Genomic DNA, 21,447 nt, shown 5'->3' on the forward strand with positions numbered 1-21,447 from the left:
CGAACTATCCCAAGCTGCTGCCACATGCTTTGGTAAGCGACTTGCCCTTTATCTGGGACGTGCATACGAGAGTCGCTATGAACCCAGCAAGGAAGCTTGTAACTCAAAACCAGCGAAAACCGGGAGAAGCGGTTCCCGAATCAGGCATTTACGACGTGCTGCATAGCCACTGCACGTCGGATGTGCGTCAGGCTACGTTTGTCGCGGGTCAGCAGTTCCCACCTTGCCGCGTCTGCGGATCAAGGGTGCGTTTTCAGCTCAAGCAGGCGATTCCCCACATTTCTGAAGACCGAGATTTCAAGTAACTAACTTAGGCACCCATCTTGGTGCAGAGTTCCCGTACTGCACTTCGATCACTCGGCGAGAGGCGAAGAAACTCGAATCCATGACGCATCCCGTTTCGGTACCGGAGGCGGGCGTTCACATTGATTTCCTCTCGGACCCGTGCGCCGGGAAAACGCAAGGTCACGCTCTTTCGCGGATATCGGAGGCCCTTGTCGATCATGACGCCCAGTCCGCCTTCGCTCAAAGTCGTAGCATGCCCGCGTACTAAGATCGGATTTCTGGAGTGGCGCGCCTCGACGAGGATAATAGGAAGATTGACCTCAATCCTTCGAAACGCGCGTACGCTATCGAATTCTTTGAGTTTTGTTACGGGACCGAGGTCCAGCGGTCCGGCGAGATCCCAGTCGTGATGAACGTGCTCGGTTTCTCGCAGGAGCTCATATTGGACAGCTCCCTTGCAAGAGCGGCAAATTGGAAACTCTTCTCCTCGCACCACGATCGCTTCGTGCGGAAGACGGTGCCGGCCTGAATGCTTGACCAGGTAGACACCGCTTGCAGGCGCAAGCTCACCCGGACGGCAGATCACCTTTTGGGAAAAATCGGCAGCCACAAACCCTCAAATTTACAAGCCAGCCATCAGTCAAAGCGAACCAGGGAGAGACCTCGGCCAGAGGAAACTTCCAAGCATCAGCTTGTGCTGCCTTCTCACAATAATTACCACGAACTCTGTATAACGGCTATGTTAGTGAGAGCAGCAGGGGCGCGGGTCGCCTATGGGTGGCCAGGACCAAAACATCTGAGTTTCAGATGAGCGCATTCGTACTGAAATTTATTTTTGTGTCGACTTACGCCATCAATAAAACAAATATTTCCGCCACTTGGAATCCGAACGCCCGATCATTCTCATGATGTGTCGACTGGTGTGCAGGCTGAAGGCACGCGGCTCGCGCAGCAATCGCATGTTGATCTCACCAAGTAGATGATTGCCTTTGCGATGATTACAGGGATGGCAACACGCGACGAGGTTTTCCCATGTGGAAACTCCACCGCGCGAGCGGGGGATAACGTGGTCCAGCGTCAACTCTGCGGATGAGAGAACAACTCCGCAGTACTGGCAGGTATTGCGGTCGCGGAGAAGGATATTCTTTCGAGAAAGAGCTCGGGTTTGATGCGGAATGCGACGATACTCGAGCAGCCGGATCACCGAAGGCAGGCGAATCGCCAGTCTCGCCGAGTGCAGATAGTGCCCGTTCTCTTCCTCGGTGATTGCAACTCCTTTCAGAACCAACACGAGCGCTCGCCGGGCGGCACAAATGTTGATCGGCTCATAAGAGGCGTTGAGCACAAGCACAGGGGAGTGCATCGGCAGACGTGCCGGTTCGTTCGGCTCGACCATCGTCGCCTGCGTTATCATCACGCGCGGCGCATGGTGCGAGCCTGAGTGACGATGCGATAGATTGTGTCTCGACATGCCCTTTGTCTCTACCCAGCAGCCGCCTCTACCATAGTAGCTGCCTGTCTCTCCTGTTTTGAAACTCGTTGCAGAGCGATCTTCGCAATCTCTCGATAAACTCTGGCCACTGTTGCCACGGCGATCTGCCGCGCTCCGGCGGCGCGCAGCACGCGTGCACACTCATTCAAGGTTGTGCCCGTCGTATACACGTCATCAACGATCACGACGTTCTTGTCCTTCACTCTCGCCGGAGCGGCGACTGCAAACGCTCCACGCACGTTCTCGCGACGTTGATGACTGGTCAATCCCGTCTGCGAAGTCGTCGCCCGCATACGGCGTAGATTTCCGGTATGCAGCTCAAATCGAGAGCGATCCAAGTGCTTCAGCGCAGCGCGCGCGACCAGCTCTGCTTGATTAAATCCTCGCTGACGACCTTTGCTTTGATGCAGCGGCACAGGAATGACCAACACCGCGTGATCATCGACGAACTCATTTCGTCTCAACGCCTGCGCCAACTTCAAACCCAGCACAGTAGCTGCAGGACGGAGTTGCTCGTACTTAAGTAGATGCACGAGACGCCGTAGAGCGCCGTCATAGCTGCCAAATGAGATTGCGAAATCGAATCGGGGATGTGCGCGTTGGCACATTCCACAAAGCAGCTCAGCTCCCGCCGGACGCGATCCGAGCGCCTCGCCACAAACGGAACAGGCGGTTACATCAGCGGGTGCCAGCGAATTCAGACAGTCATGGCACACCGGAATTCTAGATACTTGGGTAAGAGGGTGATTGCAGATCCGGCAATCTGAAGGAATAAAGACGGCCGCAACCCCGTCCAGGGCGATACGCAGCTGCCGCCACGCCGCCTCAATCCACAAGCGAGCTCGCAGTTCGCTCACGCGAATTGCAGTGCGCTCCGGAGCTAGGTCACCGCTACTGCTGAAGACGACCCTCCAGGTCTCCAGTACGATCCGCAGAGGCGGATGTTACCGGCCTCGCAAATACAAGCTTGATCCCGCTGGACGGGATAGATAGCTGAGTACATGAACAGTATAACCGCACAAGCAAGAGGGCAGTATGAACATACTGACATGAACTAATGGGTTAATGGGAGGATCGGGTGATCAAGCAATCGGGTGATCGGGTCATCGGATGAAGTAAACAGCAGCTTTCGGCATTCGGCCGGAATCACGTAAGTAAAGAAGAAGGGCGCAACCGTTGGTCGCGCCCTTCTATGTGCTCGCAGCTTCGAAGCTTGCCTATTCCCTCACGCCATCCATAAACGCTCGCAACTTCCTCGAGCGGGAGGGATGACGCAGCTTCCTCAGCGCTTTGGCTTCGATTTGGCGGATGCGTTCGCGCGTGACTGCGAATGACTGTCCGACTTCTTCGAGCGTATGCTCGGAGCCGTCTTCGAGCCCGAAACGCATCTTGATCACCTTCTCCTCGCGAGGAGTAAGCGTGCGCAGCACGTGCGCCGTTTGCTCCTTGAGGTTCACGTTGATCACGGCTTCCGCGGGTGAAACCACACCGCGATCTTCGATGAAGTCGCCAAGATGCGAATCTTCTTCCTCGCCGATTGGAGTCTCGAGCGAGATCGGCTCCTGCGCGATCTTCAACACTTTGCGGACCTTCGCGACAGGAATGTCCATCCGCTTGGCGATCTCTTCCGAGGTTGGCTCGCGACCGAGTTCCTGCACGAGCTGACGCGAAGTTCGAATCAACTTATTGATGGTCTCGATCATGTGCACCGGAATACGGATGGTGCGGGCCTGATCGGCAATCGCGCGCGTGATCGCCTGGCGAATCCACCAAGTCGCATAGGTCGAGAATTTGTAGCCGCGACGATACTCGAACTTGTCCACCGCCTTCATCAGGCCGATGTTGCCTTCTTGAATCAGGTCGAGGAACTGTAGTCCGCGATTGGTGTACTTTTTCGCGATCGAAACCACTAGTCGCAGGTTCGCCTCGATGAGTTCGCGCTTGGCGTACTCGGCATCAATATCGCCCTGCGTGATCTCGCGTTGCGTGCGCTTCAGCTCGATGAAAGTGAGGCCTGACTCCTGCTCCATCTTCTCGAGGTCGGCTTTGCAGTTGCGCTGTTGCCTGCGGTATTCCTTCTTGAGCTCTTCAGAGCGGGTGGAATCGACCTTCTTTTCCAAGTTATGGAATTGGCGGTCGAGCGAACGCATCTGCTCGGAGATGTGTCCGACCCGATCAATCAACTTCTTGCGTTGCGAGTTCGTGTAACGCAGTTCGCGAATAATCCGCGATACCATCACCTTCTCGCGCCCGAGTGACCAGCGCGTCCGGCGATACTCTCCAGGACGTTTCTTTTTATCCACGTTGGCGAGCTTCTCTTCGAGCTGCTCGGCCTTTTTGAAGTGCTTGTGTATCTCGTCGATGCGGTGCGTCGTCGCCTTTATGCGGGCTTCGACGATCTCGTCAGTGATCTCCTCTTCGTCGAAGATCACAACTTCCTTGATCGAGCGAACGCCGCGCTTGAGGTCTTCGCCGATAGCGAGCACTTCATTGATCACGATCGGAGAACGCGAAATCGCCTTTAAAACGCGGAGTTGTCCGCGCTCAATGCGCTTTGCAATCTCAACTTCACCTTCACGGGTTAGCAGAGGAACGGTTCCCATCTCGCGCAGATACATGCGGACGGGATCATTGGTTTTTTCCAGAGTGCCGGGAGTCAGGTCGAGTTCTACATCCTCGCCGGCCTCCATGTCTTCGAACTTGTCCTTGAGATCGGAGCTTGGCATCTTTGATCCGTCAAGGACGTCGATACCTTGCGTTCCGATCGTGGTAAGCAGATCATCCAGATCATCAGGCGAATGGACATCGTGGGGAATGAGATCGTTGACCTCCCCGTAGGTGAGGTACCCCTTCTCCTTGCCTGCGTCGATCAGTTTTTGAATGTCGTCGAATTTGTCGTTAAGCGCCAAATGCACTCATCTCCAGTTCAGCAAAACTTGGGTGGCCTATGCGACCAAAAGGGCCTAGGCACACCAAGTACAAAGCTCAGTTTTGTTCGGGCGAGCGCCTTTAAGTTCTTCAGAATGAATAGCTGGTAGGCACACCTATCCGGGAGAATTTAGGATATCACAGCCCGTTAAAAGGCATAAACCTTGACCAGTTGTCGTTTTAATGTGCGCTTTTCGCGCCTCGTAGACACTCCACCCTAGAAGCTTAGATGCCGCCCAACGCTACGGAGTTCCGGGGAATGTTGAGGAAAACCAGTCATTCCGGGCTCCCGGTTGGACCAAGCCACAGTCTTGTTCTTCTCCGCTCGAGGCATCAGGCAACAGTCCCGGTCGGCTCCTTGGGAGAGACACCGTCGGGATTATTAATTTTGGCTCCGTGTGGAGCTGGCACCGGACCTCGTAGCAGCGGATCGTCAGTTACGGTCATCCAGCGGCTGAGCCGTTGACGCATCTCATCCAAGACGCTTCGGTAGGCCCGATCGGGTGCAAGGTTCTGATGCTCGGTTGGATCGAAAACGAGGTCGTAGAGTTCTTCTTGAGGCACAGTGCGCTTTCTCCAGCCATGATCCAGCCAAAAATCCTTGCTGAGGCCGTCATCGCAATTTGGCAGTACAGGCGTCTTGCGTTCGTCATAGTGCCGTATGTACTTCCATCGTGAGGTGCGTACTGCGCGTTTTGGCTCGTATGATGCGTGGTAGTTCACTTCGGCAAAGACTTCTTCGTTGATCTCCTTCCTTTGTCCGCGCAAGATCGGCAAAAACGACCTCCCCTCGAGCCACGAAGGTTTTTCGATTCCAATGAAGTCACAAATCGTGGGAAAAATATCCAGATGCGAAATTAAGCTGTCGCAGACTACGCCCCCTTTGAACTCGCCGGGACCTCGCATGATCAGCGATACTCCCCAACCGTCGTCCGTCAGATTGCACTTCATGGAGGGAAAGGCGACGCCGTGATCGGTGGTGCTAATTACTAACGTATTCTCTAACAGACCCTTTCTTTCAAGCGCATCGATCACTTGCCCTGCTCCGTGATCCATGATGCGTGCGCTTGCGTGATGTCTTGCCATATCCATGCGCGTTTCGGGTGTGTCCGCTATGGGAACTGGAGGCAGGATGTAGTTGGGATTATCTCCAACGGTTGGGTTCGGATACTCGCGATGCGTTTCCTGGAAGCCGACGTCCAGAAAGAATGGAATATGCGGATTGGATTCGACAAATGCTGACGCAGCCGGCGCTACCGTCGCAGCACTCTGGCTCTCGGGAGCTAAAGTTGCAGGTGGAAGCATTTCGTCAAAGCCAATCATTTCAGGCTTCGCGGCGATATGTTGCAGCCCAGCCAGCACAGATTTGTAGCCCGCGCGCCTCAACGTATACAGAATGTGCTTCCGGTAGTCATTCAAGGCAAATCCGCGATGTGCCAGTCCCAACATGCCGTTCTTGTGAGCGCACTGTCCGGTAAGCAATGCGGCACGACTGGGAGAGCAAGTCGGAGCAACGCTGAAAGCTCGTCGGAACAGAATCCCTTCGCGTGCAAGACGCTGGAGATTCGGTGTAGGCACGGCGTATCCATAGGGCTGGAGATAGCGTCCCGAATCGTGAGAGTGGATGTAAACGATGCTGGGAAGCTTTCTCGGTTCAGAATCGCCGCTGTTCTGCAATGGCTGAAGCCCGGCTGCGAGCCCTACGCCTGCTATGCCTCGCAGAAATTCACGACGCGAAGTCGATGAAGCTTCCACCTCTTCCATATTCACACCCTCCAACTTTAGATTCTCCACCCCGACAGCACAAAGTGGACAATCGAAGAAATCTAAACATCGCCGACCATTGGGAGGCCAGATTTTACTGTGAAAATCCGTTGACAACTCCGCAATTCGCGAGCACTATGCATGCGCCTTAGCACCCGGACAAGCAGTTGCTAAAACTTTTAGCCTGTCGAGAGACTGTCTGGCGGTGAGCTGATGTGCGTGCGGCCGGCTTTTCTCGCGGCGCTAAGAACATCGAGGGGGATTCCCGATGAAAAGCTTACTTCACAAATTAATCCTGGGCGCAATGATGGCGATGTGTCCTCTAGCGAGTTTTGCGCAGGCGGTCTTTGGCGGCGTTGCTGGAACCGTAACTGATCCTTCTGGCGCTTCGATTCCTGGCGCGAAGGTCACCATCAGCGATACTGGCAAGGGGCTTAGCTACAGCACTCTCACCAACGACTCGGGAAACTATACACAGTCTCACCTCATTGTCGGGAACTACGACGTGCGCGTTGAGGCCCCCGGTTTCGAAACTTATGTTCGGCGAAATGTGCGCGTGAGCGTGGACGAGGTCGCGCCGGTGAACGCCCAACTTACCGTCGGTAAAGTCGGCGAGGTGGTCAGCGTCACTGCGGAAGATGCCTTGCTCAAGACTGAGAAGTCCGACGTCTCCGACACGATCGATCAGAAGACGGTTCAGGAGATCCCGATCTATGATCGCGATGTCAGCCGCTTATATTTTCTCGTTCCGGGCATTCAGCCCGGCGGCCTTACTGCGGCCAGCGAGCAGCCTCAGGACGTCTATCGTCCCAAAGTGAATGGCTCTTATTGGGGTGGCATCTCATTCCAACTTGACGGTACAGACAACCGCGAGTCTGTCCTCGGTGAACCGGTGATTACACCCAAGCCGGATGCCCTCTCCGAGCTGAAGATCAGCACCACCTCCTACGACGCAGAGTTTGGTCAGGCTAGCCAGGCGGTGATCGTTGCCCAGACCAAGTCTGGAACCAACCAGCTGCACGGCGGAGTGTTTGACTATCGGCGCGACCAGCATGGCCAGGCGAAAGATCCCTTCACACAATCCAAGCCCCTGCCAAACACGACGGACCAATTCATTCCTGCCACGCTGCGAAACGATTTTGGCGGCTCTATTGGCGGCCCCATTCAGAAAGACAAGATGTTCTTCTTCGCAGATTACGAAGGCACGCGCCAGAAGCTCGGCAACTCTCTGTTATTGACCGTTCCCACAGACGCGGAGCGCGCCGGCGATCTCAGCGATTTGGGCGCCAACATTTACGATCCCTGCCCTGCTGGCAATCCGAATTGCGGCACTGCGGTCGTGGCGCCCGCCGCTCGTTCGCAATTTCCGGGAAACGTGATTCCCGCGTCGCGGCTTTCAACACAAGCTGTCGCGTTGCTGAAATTTATTCCCCCGGCGAACATCGCCGGAGCGGCGGGCGGAACCACGAACTATGTTGCTAATGGAACCGGAATTGTGAACACGAATTCCTTCGATGCGCGTGTGGACCGGCACCAGGGACAGAAGCTGGACATGTTCGGGCGCTACAGCTTTCTGCAAGTGGCGCTAGGCGCGCCTGGAGCCTATGGAGCGCTGGCTGGAGGAGATCAATTCCCGAGTCCGAATTTCGCAGGAGCCTCGTCGCTGCGGAATCAGAGCTTGGCCTATGGAACAACGTACCTGATCAACAACAACTGGGTAGCTGATTTCCGCTTCGGATTCTTCCGCTACCGAGTATTCGTGAATCCCGACGGCCTTGGAACCTCTCCCGCCAAAGATGCCGGAATACCCGGATTGAACCTCGATAACTCTTATACCTCCGGGATGCCCGCTATCACCATCAATCAGTTGGGAAGCCCCACGTTCAAGTTCGGGTATTCTCTGCAAATTAACCAATGCAACTGCCCGCTCAACGAGCAGGAAAACGAGTTCCAATGGGTTGGAAATGTAACGCACACATTTGGGAACCACTCCCTGAAGTTCGGAGCCGACGTGCGTCATGCCCTCAACTTGCGCGTGCCTAGCGACTTCCATCGTTCCGGCCAGATCAACTTTGATGCAGTCACGACTTCCGGTCCTACGGGTGGGGGTCTCGGGCTCGCGTCGTTCCTGCTCGGAGACGTAGGTGGCACCTCAGCCAACTCGGGAAATGCGTCATTCGCCCGTTACGTGAGCAACTCCACGGACGCTGCTGAGCGGCAAAACCGGTTGTTCTCCTACATTCAAGATACTTGGCGTCTCACGCCCAAGCTGACGGTGAATTATGGTGTGCGCTGGGACATCTACTTTCCGCAATACGTGAATGCGGCGGGCAACGGCGGGTTTGTAAATGCCAACACCGGCGAGATCCTTATTGCCGGTCAAAATGGCGTTGGCTTGAACGGCAACGTTAATACCGACTATAAGCATTTCGCTCCTCGGCTTGGAGTTGCATACCAGTTCTCTCCCAAGACCGTAGTGCGGGCAGGATTCGGCCGCTCGTATGACGTAGGCGTGTTTGGCGTCTCCTTCGGCCATAATGTCACTCAAAATCTCCCAGTGCTGGCGAGCCAGTCGCTGAACCCTACGCAGCCGTACGCCCCGGTCTTCACATTGGCAACGGGGCCGCCGGCTGCGACCAGTCCTGGCGCCATCTTGGCTGCGGCACCACTAGGTCCTACGGGGAATCATTTGCTGCCGAATGGCATCTCGGCCAAGATTCTCCCACTGAACTCCGATAATACGATGCGTATTCCCACCACCGATGCCTGGAACCTGACCATAGAACGGCAACTCACACCCACTCTGGTCGTATCTGCTGCATACGTCGGCAACAAAGAGGAGCATGTAACTCCTGGTGGGACCAACTACAACACTAATCAGCCGAAGTTGAACGCAGGCTTGCCACCCACAAACACCAACCTGCGCAGGTTCTATTTCCAGAAGTTTGGCTGGTCACAGTCGGTCAATGCGTATACCGACGATGCCACAGTGAAGTACAGCGGACTGCAATTACGCGGAGAAAAGCGCTTCGCTAACGGGTTTAGCTTTCAGGGAAATTACACGTGGGCAAGCGCGTTTGAGTTCGCTAACGACTACTTCTTCTGGGATCGGAGCATCGATTACGGCCGCGAGTCCGGCGTGCGCCGCCACGTGATTAATTTCAATCACGTGTATGAACTCCCATTTGGGCGCGGACGCACCTTCTTTAAAGATGCTTCCGGTCCGATGGACTATCTCGTAGGGGGATGGCAACTCTCCGGAGTGTGGTTGTGGGGCTCTGGCATGCCGTTTACTCCCTCGTACAACGAGTGCGGCAACGACATAGATACCGGTCCTTGTCGCCCTAATCTGGTTGGGACCGCGCACATCGACAATCCCGGAACGGGAACTTCGATCGGCGGAGGCCCCGTACAGAACCCGTGGTTCGTGGTCACGCCTTCAGGCACTTCGGGCAACGGCTGCGCCACGACCACAAGCGCCACAAACGCCCTCAACCTCAATGGCTGTATGCGCGGCCCATGGCAGCGTCCGGCAGTTGGAACTTTTGGAAATGTAGGGTTCAATTCTTTCTGGGGTCCTCATTTCTTCAATGTTGATGCTGCACTCAGCAAACGACTGCGAATTACCGAAAGAGTGAATGCTCAATTCCGCGCCGAGCTGTTCAACGCCTTGAACGACGTGAACCTCGGCCAACCCAACGGCAACGTCGATGCCAAAACCGCCGGACAGATCACCGGACTCGCAACCGGCAACCTCGCCCAGATGCGAAGATGGCAGTTCGGCTTGCGCGTTGACTTTTAGGCAAGCTAATTAAATGCAGGTGGAGCAGCCCGTCCCAGGGCTGCGTCCACCGACCGATACATTCTTATGAACTGTCAATCCTGAGGCGTGGTTTTTCGCCGAAGGATCTCCCGCGATGTGTCACACTCGGTTGCAACGTCCCGGCTCTTTGGCGAAGATTGTCGTGACAGAGCCAGGATGCACCAACGATGTCTGATTCATTCCGGGAGCTCCTTCTGCCAAAATCGGGCCTCAGGATGACAGCTCGTAATATGGGGTCTTCTTGGCTGACGATCGCCCTTCTGCTCCTTCTTGTTTCCTTTCCAGCATTAACACTCAGCGGTCAAACCCCAGTCAAGCAACTCGAATCCCACGCACTGGCGATCGAGAAACAAGGTAACGCCGAAGGCGCTCTCGCCGCATGGCAGCAAGCCGCCGCAGTCAAGCCCAAATCGGCCCTTATTCAGGACCATATTGGATTCCTTCTTGCCGTCTTAAACCGGCGCGAGGAGGCGATTCCACATTTTCTGCATGCTCTCAAATTCGATCAGCACTTCGCTCCCGCGCACTTCCATCTGGGGGTCGCGTATGTAATGCAGCAAGATCCAAACCGCGGAATCCCGGAACTGCAAGCGGCAGTCGCTGCCGTTCCTAAGAACTTCGATTACCGCTTCTACTTAGGACGCGCGCTCAACGATACCGCCCACTATCGCGAAGCCCTGGTTCATTTGCGCGCCGCAACCGCGCTGAACACTACGAATGCCGAAGTCTGGAATCAGCTTGGCGTTGCCCTGCAGAACACTGGAAGCGATGCCGGCGCGGTAGAAGCATATGGCCGCGCCGTGAAAGTCGATCCTGCGAATCTCGATGCCCGCAACAACTACGGTTTCATGCTGGTGAACACCGGACACGCCGAAGAGGGCGTCAAGCAGTTCGAGCAAATCCTGCGCGCCGATCCTGCCAACACAATGGCGCGAATCAATATCGGCTTTGCCCATCTGCAGAAGGGGGATCTCTCAGCAGCAGAGTCCCAATTTCGGAATGTAATCGGCCGCAGTCCCGAATCCGCAATCGCACACTATGACCTCGGCGTGACATTAAAGCTAAAAGATCAACTCGCCGCCGCCAGCGCCGAGCTGAAGCGGGCGCTGGAGCTCGATCCAAATTTGGAAGAGGGCCACTACACACTCGGAGTCATCTACTGGCAGAGTGGAGACTTCGAACACGCAGCTCAAGAGATGAAAGCGGCGGTAGCAATCAATCGCAACGATCCCGATGCTTACTTGATGCTTGGCTCCGCATTGAATAAAAAGCGCGATCTCGACGGCGCACAAGACGCTTTGCAGTCAGCGATTCGCCTGGATCCCTCCAGCCCGGGACCGTACAACATTCTCGGCAATGTTCTAAGTCACAAAGGCGATAGCGAAGGCAGCCGGAAGGCCTTCGCCGAGGGGGCGCGGCTTACGGAGCAAAAGCACAAACAATTGGGAAAAATGCTTCAGAAGGCACGTTGATGTTCATGTTTGAGCTCCTGCTGCCAGTGGAGAGACAGTGAAGCATAGTCAGCGCGCTCGTCGCAGGAACGAGTTTCAAGTCTAGAGCACAGATTCGCAGTACTCAGGCCGACGTCTAGCCGGCTCAGAAGAGTCTCAGAGAAGCGCGAAGGAGGCAAAAACCCAGGGCAAGTCAACCCATTCTCCCCCGAGATTTCGGGTCAGACCTGCCCCTCGTTTTCTCCCGCTAAGGAGAGCTCGACGCGAGTGCGGAAGGCACACCCGCAAAGACGAATGGCGATAAACTTCTTATCGTGGACAACCCCAGCGTTGGGCTAAAAACGCCAGCATCACACTGCAACAAGTTCTGCAATCAGGCAATCAAAAATTAGCGCGTCGAACTTAGGATGGCATTAACTCGCAGGGTGCGGTGCTGGACGCACAAAGATACACGCGTGAAGACCGACGCGCGCCCCGGGCGGGAGTGTGTGTATCCAAAATGAAGACTCCGAAGTCCAGACAAGGACTTCTTTTTCCCAGGAATTTGAAATGAGTTCCAACCGAGAAAACCCGTCTGAGGGGACGCGGCAGTCCTCTCGCAGGAGCATCGGCTTCTTGGGCCGCTAGTGTCCGCTTGCTTCGAACGTCGCAGCCCTTCGGGAACCAACTGCGGCGATATTCTCTCTTTAACAACGGGTATATACTTCTCAGCACATGCTAGCGGTGCGGGGGACTTCTCTCCTATTCGCTGGTCTCCCGATAGATCACTTTCTTAGAACGTTCATAGCTGCTCGTCGATAGATGGTTTTACCGGAGCGTGCCGGGAAGTTCACGCTAATTGGGAGGTCCTTGTGGACCTTTTATTCATACGTTCTGTCTTCATTCTCGTTGTGGCGATCGCATGCTTCGTGTTGCGGCCGTTCTCCCTTGAGAGCTGGGAAGCCGCCGGAGCCGGAGCAGTCATCGGCTTTGGCGTAGTGCTTTTCGAGGCGCGCCTGCGGATTGTCAGCCTCAAGCGCCTCATCGGCGCCGTCATCGGTAGCATTCTGGGAATCTTCGGCGCCTACTTGTTCAGCCTGGTTCTGCGCGACGCTATCGAGCCCGGGCGCACCCAGCACTTCCTCCAGCTCTTCGTCATGCTACTGATGTCCTATGTCGGGCTGATCGTTGGTGCCAACAAAGGCGATCTGCTCAACCTTGCTGCCCTTGGTGGAATCTTCGGGTCGGAAAAGACGGGCAAGCGTAGCTGCAAGATCCTCGATACCAGTGTGATCATAGATGGCCGCATCGCCGATATCGCGGAGACCGGTTTCCTCGACGGCATCGTCGTAATTCCGCAGTTTGTTTTGCGCGAACTCCAGCTCGTCGCTGACTCAGCCGACTCGCTGAAGCGCAATCGCGGGCGCCGTGGGCTGGACGTCCTGCAGCGAATTCAAAAAATGGCCACGATGAACGTGCAGATCGTCGAAGACGATTTTCCCTCGGTCCGCGAAGTAGACCTAAAACTCATCGAATTAGCCAAGCTCTACGAAGCCAAGATCATCACCAACGACTTCAACCTCAATAAGGTCGCGCAGCTCCAGGGCGTGGAAGTGCTGAATATCAACGAGCTGGCGAACTCGCTTAAGCCGATCGTGTTGCCCGGCGAAGCCATGCGCGTGTTCATCCTGAAAGAGGGCAAGGAATACAACCAAGGTGTTGCCTATCTCGACGACGGAACTATGGTTGTGGTTGACAATGCGCGCAAGATGATCGGCAAGAATGTAGACATTGCGGTCACCTCAGTGCTCCAGACCACCGCCGGAAAAATGATCTTTGGCAAATTCGATGAACGCGCGGCCTACCATCCGCGCCATGAGAATGGCCCGCCAGTACAGCAAGCGGCCAACGGCCCACGTGTCGACACGCGTACGCCAACCCGTCCCCAGCCCATAGTCCCCAGCGGTGCAACGGTCGAACCCCAGGAATAACCTGGAACAGTAGAGACTTTGCTGTGCTCCATGCGGTTTCAGGTTAGGCGAGAATTCTGTTTTCTGGAGTGGAAGCTCGAAGCTGGTAGTGAATAATCAGCTGCGAATATGGATCGCTCCATTAACGTGCGACTTGCCACACTGGACGACTTGCCGCGCCTGACCGAAATTCAGAATCACTACATCGAAACCACGCACATCACCTTCGACCTCCGGAGGTTTACCCCCGAGCAGAGCATAGGGTGGTTTAACGAACACTCCGACGGGAAGCGCTATCGGATTCTGGTCGCTGAAGACAGAGACTTGCGCCTCCTCGGCTACGCTGCAACCGGACGCTTTCGTCCTAAGCAGGCCTATGAAACTACCGTAGAAATCAGCGTCGCTTGTAGTCCCAATATGGTCGGAAAGGGTGTTGGCACAAAGCTTTACACTGAACTGCTCCTCCTCCTCAGGAAAGAGGATGTTCATCGCGTGGTGGCAGGAATCGCACAGCCAAATCCCGCGTCCATGGCATTGCACCAGCGTTTCGGTTTCCGTCAGATTGGAACCTTTACAGAAGTAGGACACAAACTCGGCCGCTTTTGGGATGTCACCTGGCTGGAAAAGTCGCTCAAATAGGCAGCGATGATAAAGCCGTGCCTCTGCTCGATGGGTTTTAGTGAGCAGACTTTTTTGCGGCGGAGAAGTGTTCCCAGCCTCGCGGCATTAGGATTGCGCACTTCCCATTCTGCACCAAGTACATTTTCCTTTCGCGGAGAACCTCGCCTACTCTTGTGACCTTGACTCCAGCGATCCGTTCTGGGATGTGCTTTGACCTCGACGCGGTGAACAGGAGTTCGTAGTCTTCGCCGCCGTGTAGCGCGAGTTGCAGAGAAAGGCGGCTGGCCTGCTCACCTCCGCGCTCGTTTCGCGACAGCTTCCGGGCTTCCATATGGATCGGAATTTTGTCCGATTCGATTGCTGCCCCGACGCCACTCTCCTCGCAGAGATGACTCAGGTCGGTTGAGAAGCCATCGCTGATGTCGATAGCTGAGGTTCCAACTCCTCTTCGGACCAGCCATTCGCCTACCGCAACTCTTGGCTGAGAAAAGACATCGCGCTTCTTGATCCTACCCGAGCCAAGAAGGTGCAGCACGGCGGCGGATTCACCCAGATCTCCGGTTACGTAAATAAGATCGCGCGGCTTGGCGCCGCAGCGCAGGAGGGCCCGTCCGCGCCTTACCCTTCCGACAACTATGATGTCTGCCACCACTCCGCCAGGCGACTCCGCCGTGTCTCCGCCGGCAAGTTCGACTCGATGGGTGCGGGCCAAAGCGAGGAGTCCCTCAAGAAATCGATCAGGCCAAGCTGGGGAAAGTCTCGCCGGCAAAGCGAGCGATAGGAATGCGGCGGCAGGCGTGCCTCCCATGGCAGCGATGTCGCTCAGCCCGCGCGCCAGACAGCGATGCCCGATAGACTCGGGCGACTGCCAATCGCGGCGAAAATGAATCCCTTCAATGCTGAAGTCGGTTGTGACCAGCGTTTCCTGCCCCGGAGGAAGGCTCAGTACAGCGCAGTCGTCACCAATTCCCAGCATCACTTCGGGATTCTTGGATTGCCTGAGGCTGCGGAACCACTTCAGAAGTTGGCGTTCAGGGATCAAGGCGACGATGGCTGAGAGCCGAAATTACGAAGCACAAAGCTAAGCAATCCGACTAACCAGAATTCATCAGCATACTGCCAAACGCAAGCCATAGTGGGTCTGAGTTCCGTCGATTTTGCGCGCAGCTCCTACCCTTAAAGTCTTAAGCAGTCCTTTCGCCAGTAATCCTGCAAAGTGTCGAGGCCTAGCATTTCGATCTCTTCCGAGTAAAGCCTTAATTTATAACTTGCTGAAAACAAATAAGGTTACTCAAGTAACCTCACTTTAGTGTTTGACACCAGAGAAGCTGCTTTGTTAACGTGCCGTTGCATTTAGAAATATCTCTGGCCGCAGGCCCGATGGTTGGTCTGGCACGTTGAGTTCGGGGAGGCATTAAACCCCCCGCAAACTAAAAGCTCACTATCGTCAAGACAACCGGCAGAGGCGCTTGATCCCCAACCAGGGTGACTCCTCTGAGCAGTAAGAAAAAAGGGCAGCTCGAAGAAAATCCGGTCTTTGGAGTGGTAATGCGGAAGCGCTACTACATCATGTTTGTCGCGCGAGACGCCGACGGCGAACTCGTGAAAATGCCTATCCCTCTGCATTACCTATACATGTTTATCGCCGGCGCGCTTATCGGCATGCTCACTATCACCGGCATGGCCGGTTCTTACACCCGCATGCTGGTAAAGGTGGCGCGATTCAATCAGCTCAAGGTTGAGAAGGACGCCCTCAGCGCCAATTACAACAAGCTGGAGCAGGTGGCCAAGGAGAAGGACGTCCAGGTTGCGTCGCTCGGATCGCTCGCCAGCGAAGTTTCCGCCTTATATGGCCTGAAAACTGAGACCGACTTCAAGACAGCCGTTCCTGAAGAGATCAAAACGCAACAGGTCAATTATTCGATCGATCAATTATCGATTTTGAAGAACACCGCAATGTCCGGAGTTGCCGGTGCAGGAATCTCGGCCAGCTACGGACACATTGGCACGCTAAGCACGAGTGACTGGGAGCGCCTGGCAGCAGCTCCGTCGTTGTGGCCGGTTGAAGGCATTGTGACCGGATCGTTTGGCGAACGCATTGATCCGTTCAACGGTGAAGGCGCCTTCCATACCGGTGTAGATATTTCGACGCCGTTTGGAACGCCCATCATCGCACCAGCCGATGGCAGGGTCAGAGCCGCTACCTACATCACCGGCTATGGAAGAACGATCATCCTCGATCACGGCCACGGAATCACAACTCTCTTCGGACACATGTCTGGATACGCAGCCGCCGAAGGAGAAACAGTCCATCGCGGAGATGTGGTCGGCTATGTAGGATCCAGCGGACGCAGCACGGGCGCGCACCTTCACTATGAAGTCCGCATCCAGGACACCCCGGTGAATCCCCATAAGTATTTGCGCACAGTATGGGCGCGCAGCGGGACCGGCGTGATGACCGGAATGTAATTCAGAATTCGAGCCGTCAGCTTCACAGCGCTCAATCGCAACTCTTCTATTATTTTGAGAGATACCCCAGGATGGGGCGAACTGAAGGGTCCCCTCCGTCCTTTCACTCCATTCCCATCCCGAGAGGCTCCCCTTCCAGGTGCAGCCCATTCCGCTCCGATTTACTTCGTGGTATCACCCGCAAAAGACTCGCAGGAAACCTCTGGATGCCAATTCACGAACGCACCATTGGGATTCTCCTTCCACGTATCTTGACTTGAATTACCGCCCAGAGCACAAGCATCGTGTGGAACTAATCCGTTCTCTCTTAGGAATATCGAGAAATGCAAGGATAAAGATGACAAGCAGACTGAGGTTTGTGATCTTTCCTTGCCCTTGTAACCTGCTCTGTGTCTCCTATGATTTCTCAACATCAACTCACTATCTCCACCTCCGGCCAGGGACACATGCACGATCTGACCGAGGATGTCGCCGCAGCAGTCGCGCATTCGAACATCAAAACGGGTGTCGTCAATATCTTCAATGTTGGCAGTACCGCCGCCGTAGGGACGATTGAATTTGAGCCGGGACTGGAGAAGGACTTGCCGGCGATTCTGAACAAGCTGATTCCGCCGAGTCGCAATTACGGACATGAACAGGCATGGCACGACGGTAACGGCCACTCGCATTTGCAAGCCACTCTGCTGGGTCCGTCGTTGACACTACCCATAGCAGGCGGCAAGCTGATGCTCGGCACATGGCAACAGATCTTCCACCTTGAATGCGACGTGCGCGAAAGGAAGCGGACCCTTGTGGTTACCATTATGGGCGAATAATCGCGGAGAGCATCTATTCGGTTCCTGGAAAAACAAACGCAGAGTCACTACGAGAGGAAATGAAGGCCAGAAATGCACGCGATTTTTGGACCAATCCTGCTTTGGCGTCAATTCAGCCCGTGGAAAACGAAGACGCTGATTGTGCGGACCAGCTGGCTGCCTCTCAGACAGGCCGGACCTTCGTTTTTGCATGGTCTTGGAACGTGAGCCTACGGCCTGTACTTATCTCTTAGTTATTGGCGTTCACTTGCAGACGCCCCTATGCCTCGGGCAGATCCGGCGTGAGACTACAGTGGAGTGCTTTATGCGGCCAGCTTTTCTTTCCTGTTAAACATGATGGATTCCGCCTGGATCCAATCTTCTTCGGCTCTGCCGTCCTCACGACCCCGCTCCTCATACAGCCGATACGCCAGCTCCCGAATGTTCTGTTGCAAGTCAGGCGACGGTTGAGCCAATAGGGGAATCACTCCTTCAGCTTGCTTGGTTACCCGCAGCAATGACTGACTTTCCGGCACAGCCGCATCGATTCGTTTCTTCGCCATGTTACTTCTCTCCTGGATGAATATCTTTACAATCTACTTGCGAATTAGGATGCTCCCCTTCAAAAGCTTTCGATGACGCTTTCCACATGGCGTAACTTTTCGCAGGATCGTTCCCGGGCCGGTGACGCTTGGGTAACCGAGGATCCCAGGTTATTTCAGCGGTAGCTGCTTATACAGTCCGGCTTTACGCGAAGATTTAGGAAGAAGTCCAAGCCCCTTACACGCCCTTTAAATCTCTTCAGGGCGACAGTCTCCAACGCAATCCGCCCTGCTACTCTCGTGCGAGTTGCCGCAAAATGCGGCACTCTTGGTGCCCTTTTTCCTCTTAACGAGCAAAGCAGAATGGCGATCGGTCCTTCTCCGTGACGATCACGGGTGCCATTCTGGTTTCGGAATAAAATATGAACCAAGATTCAGTGCAGAGCAGGAGGAGAATATGAGTGTGAATTGGAGTACAGATGTTGATCAGGCATTAGCTGCCGCCCATGAGAAGAACCGGTCCATTCTGATCGACTTTAGTGCGGCGCCAGCGTGAGGCGCCTGTACTCGGCTGGATGCCGAGTCATATGATGAACAAAGGACCGCCGAGTTTATCCACCAGAACTTCATTCCTGTAAAGGCTCATATCAAGGAACATCCAGCATGGTTCCACCGTTTTGACGCGGTGTGGACCCCGAGTGTGCTGCTATTCGACCGCGAGGGCAAAGAACGAGTCCGTATAGAAGGCTATTTGCCGCATGACGACTTTCTTGCTGCTCTCGAGAGCGGTCTCGGCCGTATCGCGTTCGTGCACAAGCAATACGCCGATGCGGAACGCTGGTACAACGATGTGATCACGGGCTTGGGGGAAACCCATTCCGCTCCCGGGGCGATGTATTGGCGGGCAGTAGCGCATTACAAAGCGACCAATGACCACACCGTTCTCGGCAGAGTTGCAGAGGATCTTCGCGCGCAATACCCCTCAAGTGTGTGGGCGTCAAAGTCGATTCCGTGGCTGCCGACCGGAGCGCAAAAGGAAGTGGCGTGAAGAGTACCCGAGTCAAGCGGTAGAACCCTCGACTAAATATCAACGTGGAGCAACCCTGAAGTGAGAACCACAATCGCACGATACACACTCCTGAACTTTTTATGAGAATGGCAAATCCTGTTTTACTGACTGGTGTGCTGTTGGTTGCTGGCTGGTTCTGGGGGACGTGGAGTTTGGAAAGGCGAAAGAAGCGGAAGCTGTAGACTCAGTGAATTCCGCTCTGCTCTTGCTTCTTCTAAATCGCATGAATCCCGAAGGTGGCGCCCGGTGACTAACCGTGCATTATCGCTCGCCTTCTTCTGTCCAGTCGGCCGGTGGCAGAGAGACGCCCCAAATATTCTGGGGGTGATCGAGTGCGATGCCGACCTCCAGAGCGCTCTGGCGGCTGGCAAAGACAACTCGCGCCGCTGCAGCCTTGCCCGTGAGTTGGACGTGTACGTTAATTCCGGCTCCAAGCTCCAGTTGGCTGGAGGTCTTCACCAGAGCTCCATGCAGGTTCACAACGATGGTTTCTCCATCGCAGGAGAGTCCCGTGGATTGAACCTCAATGCGCACGCGAATTGGTACTCGTGTGCTCCTGCGGAGGTCTTTGTAGGGTCTGGCACCCGTGCCGCTCATGCAACCATGATAGGTGATGATTATCCTGTTTGCCCCAATTTGGGATCATTGACAACTTTCGAAACTCAAATAGAGGAGTCTCCGCTCATAAGCAGAAACGCTGAGCGAGCGACGCGATGCCAATGCAGATGGCCAGTAGCACCGCCAGGAAATTTGCCCAACTCGATTGAGGTTCCTGGCGAAGAATACCCGCAACAACTGCGTTCCTAAAGATCCGGCAGAACGGAAAGGTGCCGATCGCAAAAACGCAACCCACGGCAAAACTTAACCCGGGTTTGCCGTTGGAGCTCCTCATCGTGGCGAACGTAAGATGAATTGGCTGCCTGATATAAGTGAATGAATTGTCGCAACTATCCGAGAAGATTGCTCTGGTAACGGGTTCTGCATCTTTCCTGTTCCCCATCCCTCATCCCCTGTACCCTAATTCATAGTGAAACGCTCCGGAGTTGCCGATCTCCCTCTGCATGGCGGACGTGTGCCTCAGTGGCTTGCTGAGCGCATGACTACGCTCGGAACGGCCATCGTCGAGAGTGTTCTTTACCATCATGGGACTGCCGAGCTGTTGTCGCGGTTGAGCGATCCGTTTTGGTTCCAGGCTCTCGGCTGCGTGATGGGAATGGACTGGCACTCGTCGGGGATCACGACCTCTGTGCTGGGCGCTTTGAAGCGAGGCATCAATCCGCGCTCGACGGAGTTGGGAATCTACATTTGCGGTGGGCGCGGACGGCATTCGCGCAGGACTCCCGATGAGTTGCGGGCAATCGCCGATGACACTGGCTTGGACGGTGGCCGTCTCGTCCGCGCCAGCCGGCTCACGGCGCGGGTGGATAACAACGCCATCGCCGATGGTTTCCAGCTTTATCTTCACTCTTTCATCTTGAGCAATCGCGGTGAGTGGGCGGTTGTGCAGCAGGGCATGAACGACCGTACTGGTATGGCGCGGCGTTATCACTGGCATTCGGCTTCAGTGCGCGATTTTGTCTCCGAGCCACATACCGCAATTATCGGCGAACATCAGGGCGTGATCATGAACTTGGTGGACGCGCAGGCGGCGCCGGCGCAATCCGCTCTGCTCTCAATCATACGGGAGCGTCCCGAGACAACACTCGATACAGTGCGCAAGCTTTCGCTACCGCGCCACCATAATGTTCGGGCTTCTGATGTGGACTTGAGGCGTCTTGGCGCGGTGCTCGCTCTCGCTTATGAAAGAGAGTTCCAGGATTTCGCATCGCTGCTTTTGTTGGAGAAGCTCGGGCCGCGTACCTTGCAATCACTCGTGCTGGTAGGCGAGGTGGTGCACGGCGCTCCAAGCCGCTTCTCCGATCCTGCGCGCTTCTCCTTCGCGCACGGTGGCAAGGACGGGCATCCATTTCCGGTGCCACTCAAAACCTACGACGAGTCGATTGCGGTGCTCCGCCGCGGACTGCAGGCAGCCAAGCTGGGCGATCCTGACAAGATGGACGGTTTCAAGCGTCTGGATGCATTCGTGCGCCGAATTGAATCTCAATTACAGCCTGAAGCAGATCTGCCCGAGGTCGTTGCTCACGAGAAGAGAATTTCAAAATCGATTGGCGGACGCACAGTCTTCGATGATCAAAGCCGCCAGGCCGAGGGCAGGCAAATGTCTTTGTTTCGGAAAAACGGCAGATAAGAACGGATTGGT

General features: G+C 55.3%; 18 protein-coding genes. 9 read left to right on the plus strand and 9 right to left on the minus strand.

The genetic code is table 11. The features are described from left to right. Positions 1-77: 77 nt before the first annotated feature. The gene (locus DMG62_01145) at positions 78-305 is read left to right on the plus strand and encodes a hypothetical protein (protein ID PYY24734.1); all 228 of its coding nucleotides are present in this window, start codon (positions 78-80) and stop codon (positions 303-305) included. Positions 306-310: 5 nt separating this feature from the next. Here the strand turns inward: DMG62_01145 and DMG62_01150 are convergent, their stop codons facing one another. From DMG62_01150 to DMG62_01170, 5 genes are all read right to left on the minus strand, one after another. Further along, entirely contained in the window at positions 311-895 is a 585-nt protein-coding gene (locus DMG62_01150) for a hypothetical protein (protein ID PYY24735.1), read from the minus strand. A gap of 243 nt (positions 896-1,138) precedes the next feature. Beyond that, positions 1,139-1,648, minus strand: a complete 510-nt coding sequence (locus tag DMG62_01155) for an HNH endonuclease (GenBank protein PYY24838.1) — start codon at positions 1,646-1,648, stop codon at positions 1,139-1,141. A gap of 119 nt (positions 1,649-1,767) precedes the next feature. Continuing rightward, complete coding sequence (locus DMG62_01160) at positions 1,768-2,634, minus strand: amidophosphoribosyltransferase (protein PYY24736.1); 867 nt, start codon at positions 2,632-2,634, stop codon at positions 1,768-1,770. Positions 2,635-2,994: 360 nt separating this feature from the next. Then, positions 2,995-4,686 (minus strand): RNA polymerase sigma factor RpoD, encoded by a 1,692-nt coding sequence (locus DMG62_01165; GenBank protein PYY24737.1) that lies wholly within the window; start codon positions 4,684-4,686, stop codon positions 2,995-2,997. Between the two features lie 352 nt (positions 4,687-5,038). Then, a complete protein-coding gene (locus DMG62_01170) occupies positions 5,039-6,469 on the minus strand; it encodes a sulfatase (protein ID PYY24738.1) in 1,431 nt (476 codons plus the stop codon). A 268-nt stretch (positions 6,470-6,737) separates the two neighbouring features. Here DMG62_01170 and DMG62_01175 point away from each other — a divergent pair, with 268 nt between their 5' ends. The 4 genes from DMG62_01175 to DMG62_01190 all read left to right on the plus strand — a co-directional run bounded on the left by DMG62_01175 (position 6,738) and on the right by DMG62_01190 (position 14,331). Further along, complete coding sequence (locus DMG62_01175; protein PYY24739.1) at positions 6,738-10,271, plus strand: hypothetical protein; 3,534 nt, start codon at positions 6,738-6,740, stop codon at positions 10,269-10,271. A gap of 188 nt (positions 10,272-10,459) precedes the next feature. Continuing rightward, positions 10,460-11,764: a hypothetical protein gene (locus tag DMG62_01180; protein PYY24740.1), complete on the plus strand. Its 1,305-nt coding sequence runs from the start codon at positions 10,460-10,462 to the stop codon at positions 11,762-11,764. A gap of 830 nt (positions 11,765-12,594) precedes the next feature. After that, complete coding sequence (locus DMG62_01185; protein PYY24741.1) at positions 12,595-13,713, plus strand: PIN domain nuclease; 1,119 nt, start codon at positions 12,595-12,597, stop codon at positions 13,711-13,713. A gap of 108 nt (positions 13,714-13,821) precedes the next feature. Continuing rightward, positions 13,822-14,331, plus strand: coding sequence for a GNAT family N-acetyltransferase (locus DMG62_01190; GenBank protein PYY24742.1), 510 nt, complete (start codon positions 13,822-13,824; stop codon positions 14,329-14,331). Positions 14,332-14,368: 37 nt separating this feature from the next. Here the strand turns inward: DMG62_01190 and thiL are convergent, their stop codons facing one another. Further along, the gene (thiL, locus tag DMG62_01195; GenBank protein PYY24839.1) at positions 14,369-15,289 is read right to left on the minus strand and encodes a thiamine-phosphate kinase; all 921 of its coding nucleotides are present in this window, start codon (positions 15,287-15,289) and stop codon (positions 14,369-14,371) included. Positions 15,290-15,861: 572 nt separating this feature from the next. Between thiL and DMG62_01200 the strand changes: the two genes are divergently transcribed. Continuing rightward, complete coding sequence (locus tag DMG62_01200; protein PYY24840.1) at positions 15,862-16,782, plus strand: M23 family peptidase; 921 nt, start codon at positions 15,862-15,864, stop codon at positions 16,780-16,782. Positions 16,783-17,180: 398 nt separating this feature from the next. After that, on the plus strand, positions 17,181-17,597 hold the full coding sequence (locus tag DMG62_01205) for a secondary thiamine-phosphate synthase enzyme (protein PYY24841.1): 417 nt from the start codon (positions 17,181-17,183) through the stop codon (positions 17,595-17,597). Between the two features lie 302 nt (positions 17,598-17,899). Here the strand turns inward: DMG62_01205 and DMG62_01210 are convergent, their stop codons facing one another. Further along, positions 17,900-18,139 (minus strand): hypothetical protein, encoded by a 240-nt coding sequence (locus DMG62_01210; GenBank protein ID PYY24743.1) that lies wholly within the window; start codon positions 18,137-18,139, stop codon positions 17,900-17,902. Between the two features lie 664 nt (positions 18,140-18,803). Here DMG62_01210 and DMG62_01215 point away from each other — a divergent pair. Beyond that, complete coding sequence (locus DMG62_01215; protein ID PYY24744.1) at positions 18,804-19,166, plus strand: hypothetical protein; 363 nt, start codon at positions 18,804-18,806, stop codon at positions 19,164-19,166. Positions 19,167-19,448: 282 nt separating this feature from the next. On the opposite strand, the gene DMG62_01220 is transcribed toward DMG62_01215, so the two are convergent. Continuing rightward, positions 19,449-19,721 carry a hypothetical protein gene (locus DMG62_01220; protein ID PYY24745.1) on the minus strand — a complete coding sequence of 91 codons (273 nt, stop codon included), beginning with the start codon at positions 19,719-19,721 and terminating at the stop codon, positions 19,449-19,451. A 148-nt stretch (positions 19,722-19,869) separates the two neighbouring features. After that, positions 19,870-20,187 (minus strand): hypothetical protein, encoded by a 318-nt coding sequence (locus DMG62_01225; GenBank protein PYY24746.1) that lies wholly within the window; start codon positions 20,185-20,187, stop codon positions 19,870-19,872. Between the two features lie 27 nt (positions 20,188-20,214). Between DMG62_01225 and DMG62_01230 the strand changes: the two genes are divergently transcribed. After that, on the plus strand, positions 20,215-21,435 hold the full coding sequence (locus tag DMG62_01230) for a DUF763 domain-containing protein (protein ID PYY24747.1): 1,221 nt from the start codon (positions 20,215-20,217) through the stop codon (positions 21,433-21,435). The last annotated feature ends 12 nt before the right edge of the window (positions 21,436-21,447 follow it).

The sequence above is a fragment of the Acidobacteriota bacterium genome, assembly GCA_003225175.1.
In the GTDB taxonomy this organism is placed as follows: domain Bacteria; phylum Acidobacteriota; class Terriglobia; order Terriglobales; family Acidobacteriaceae; genus Gp1-AA112.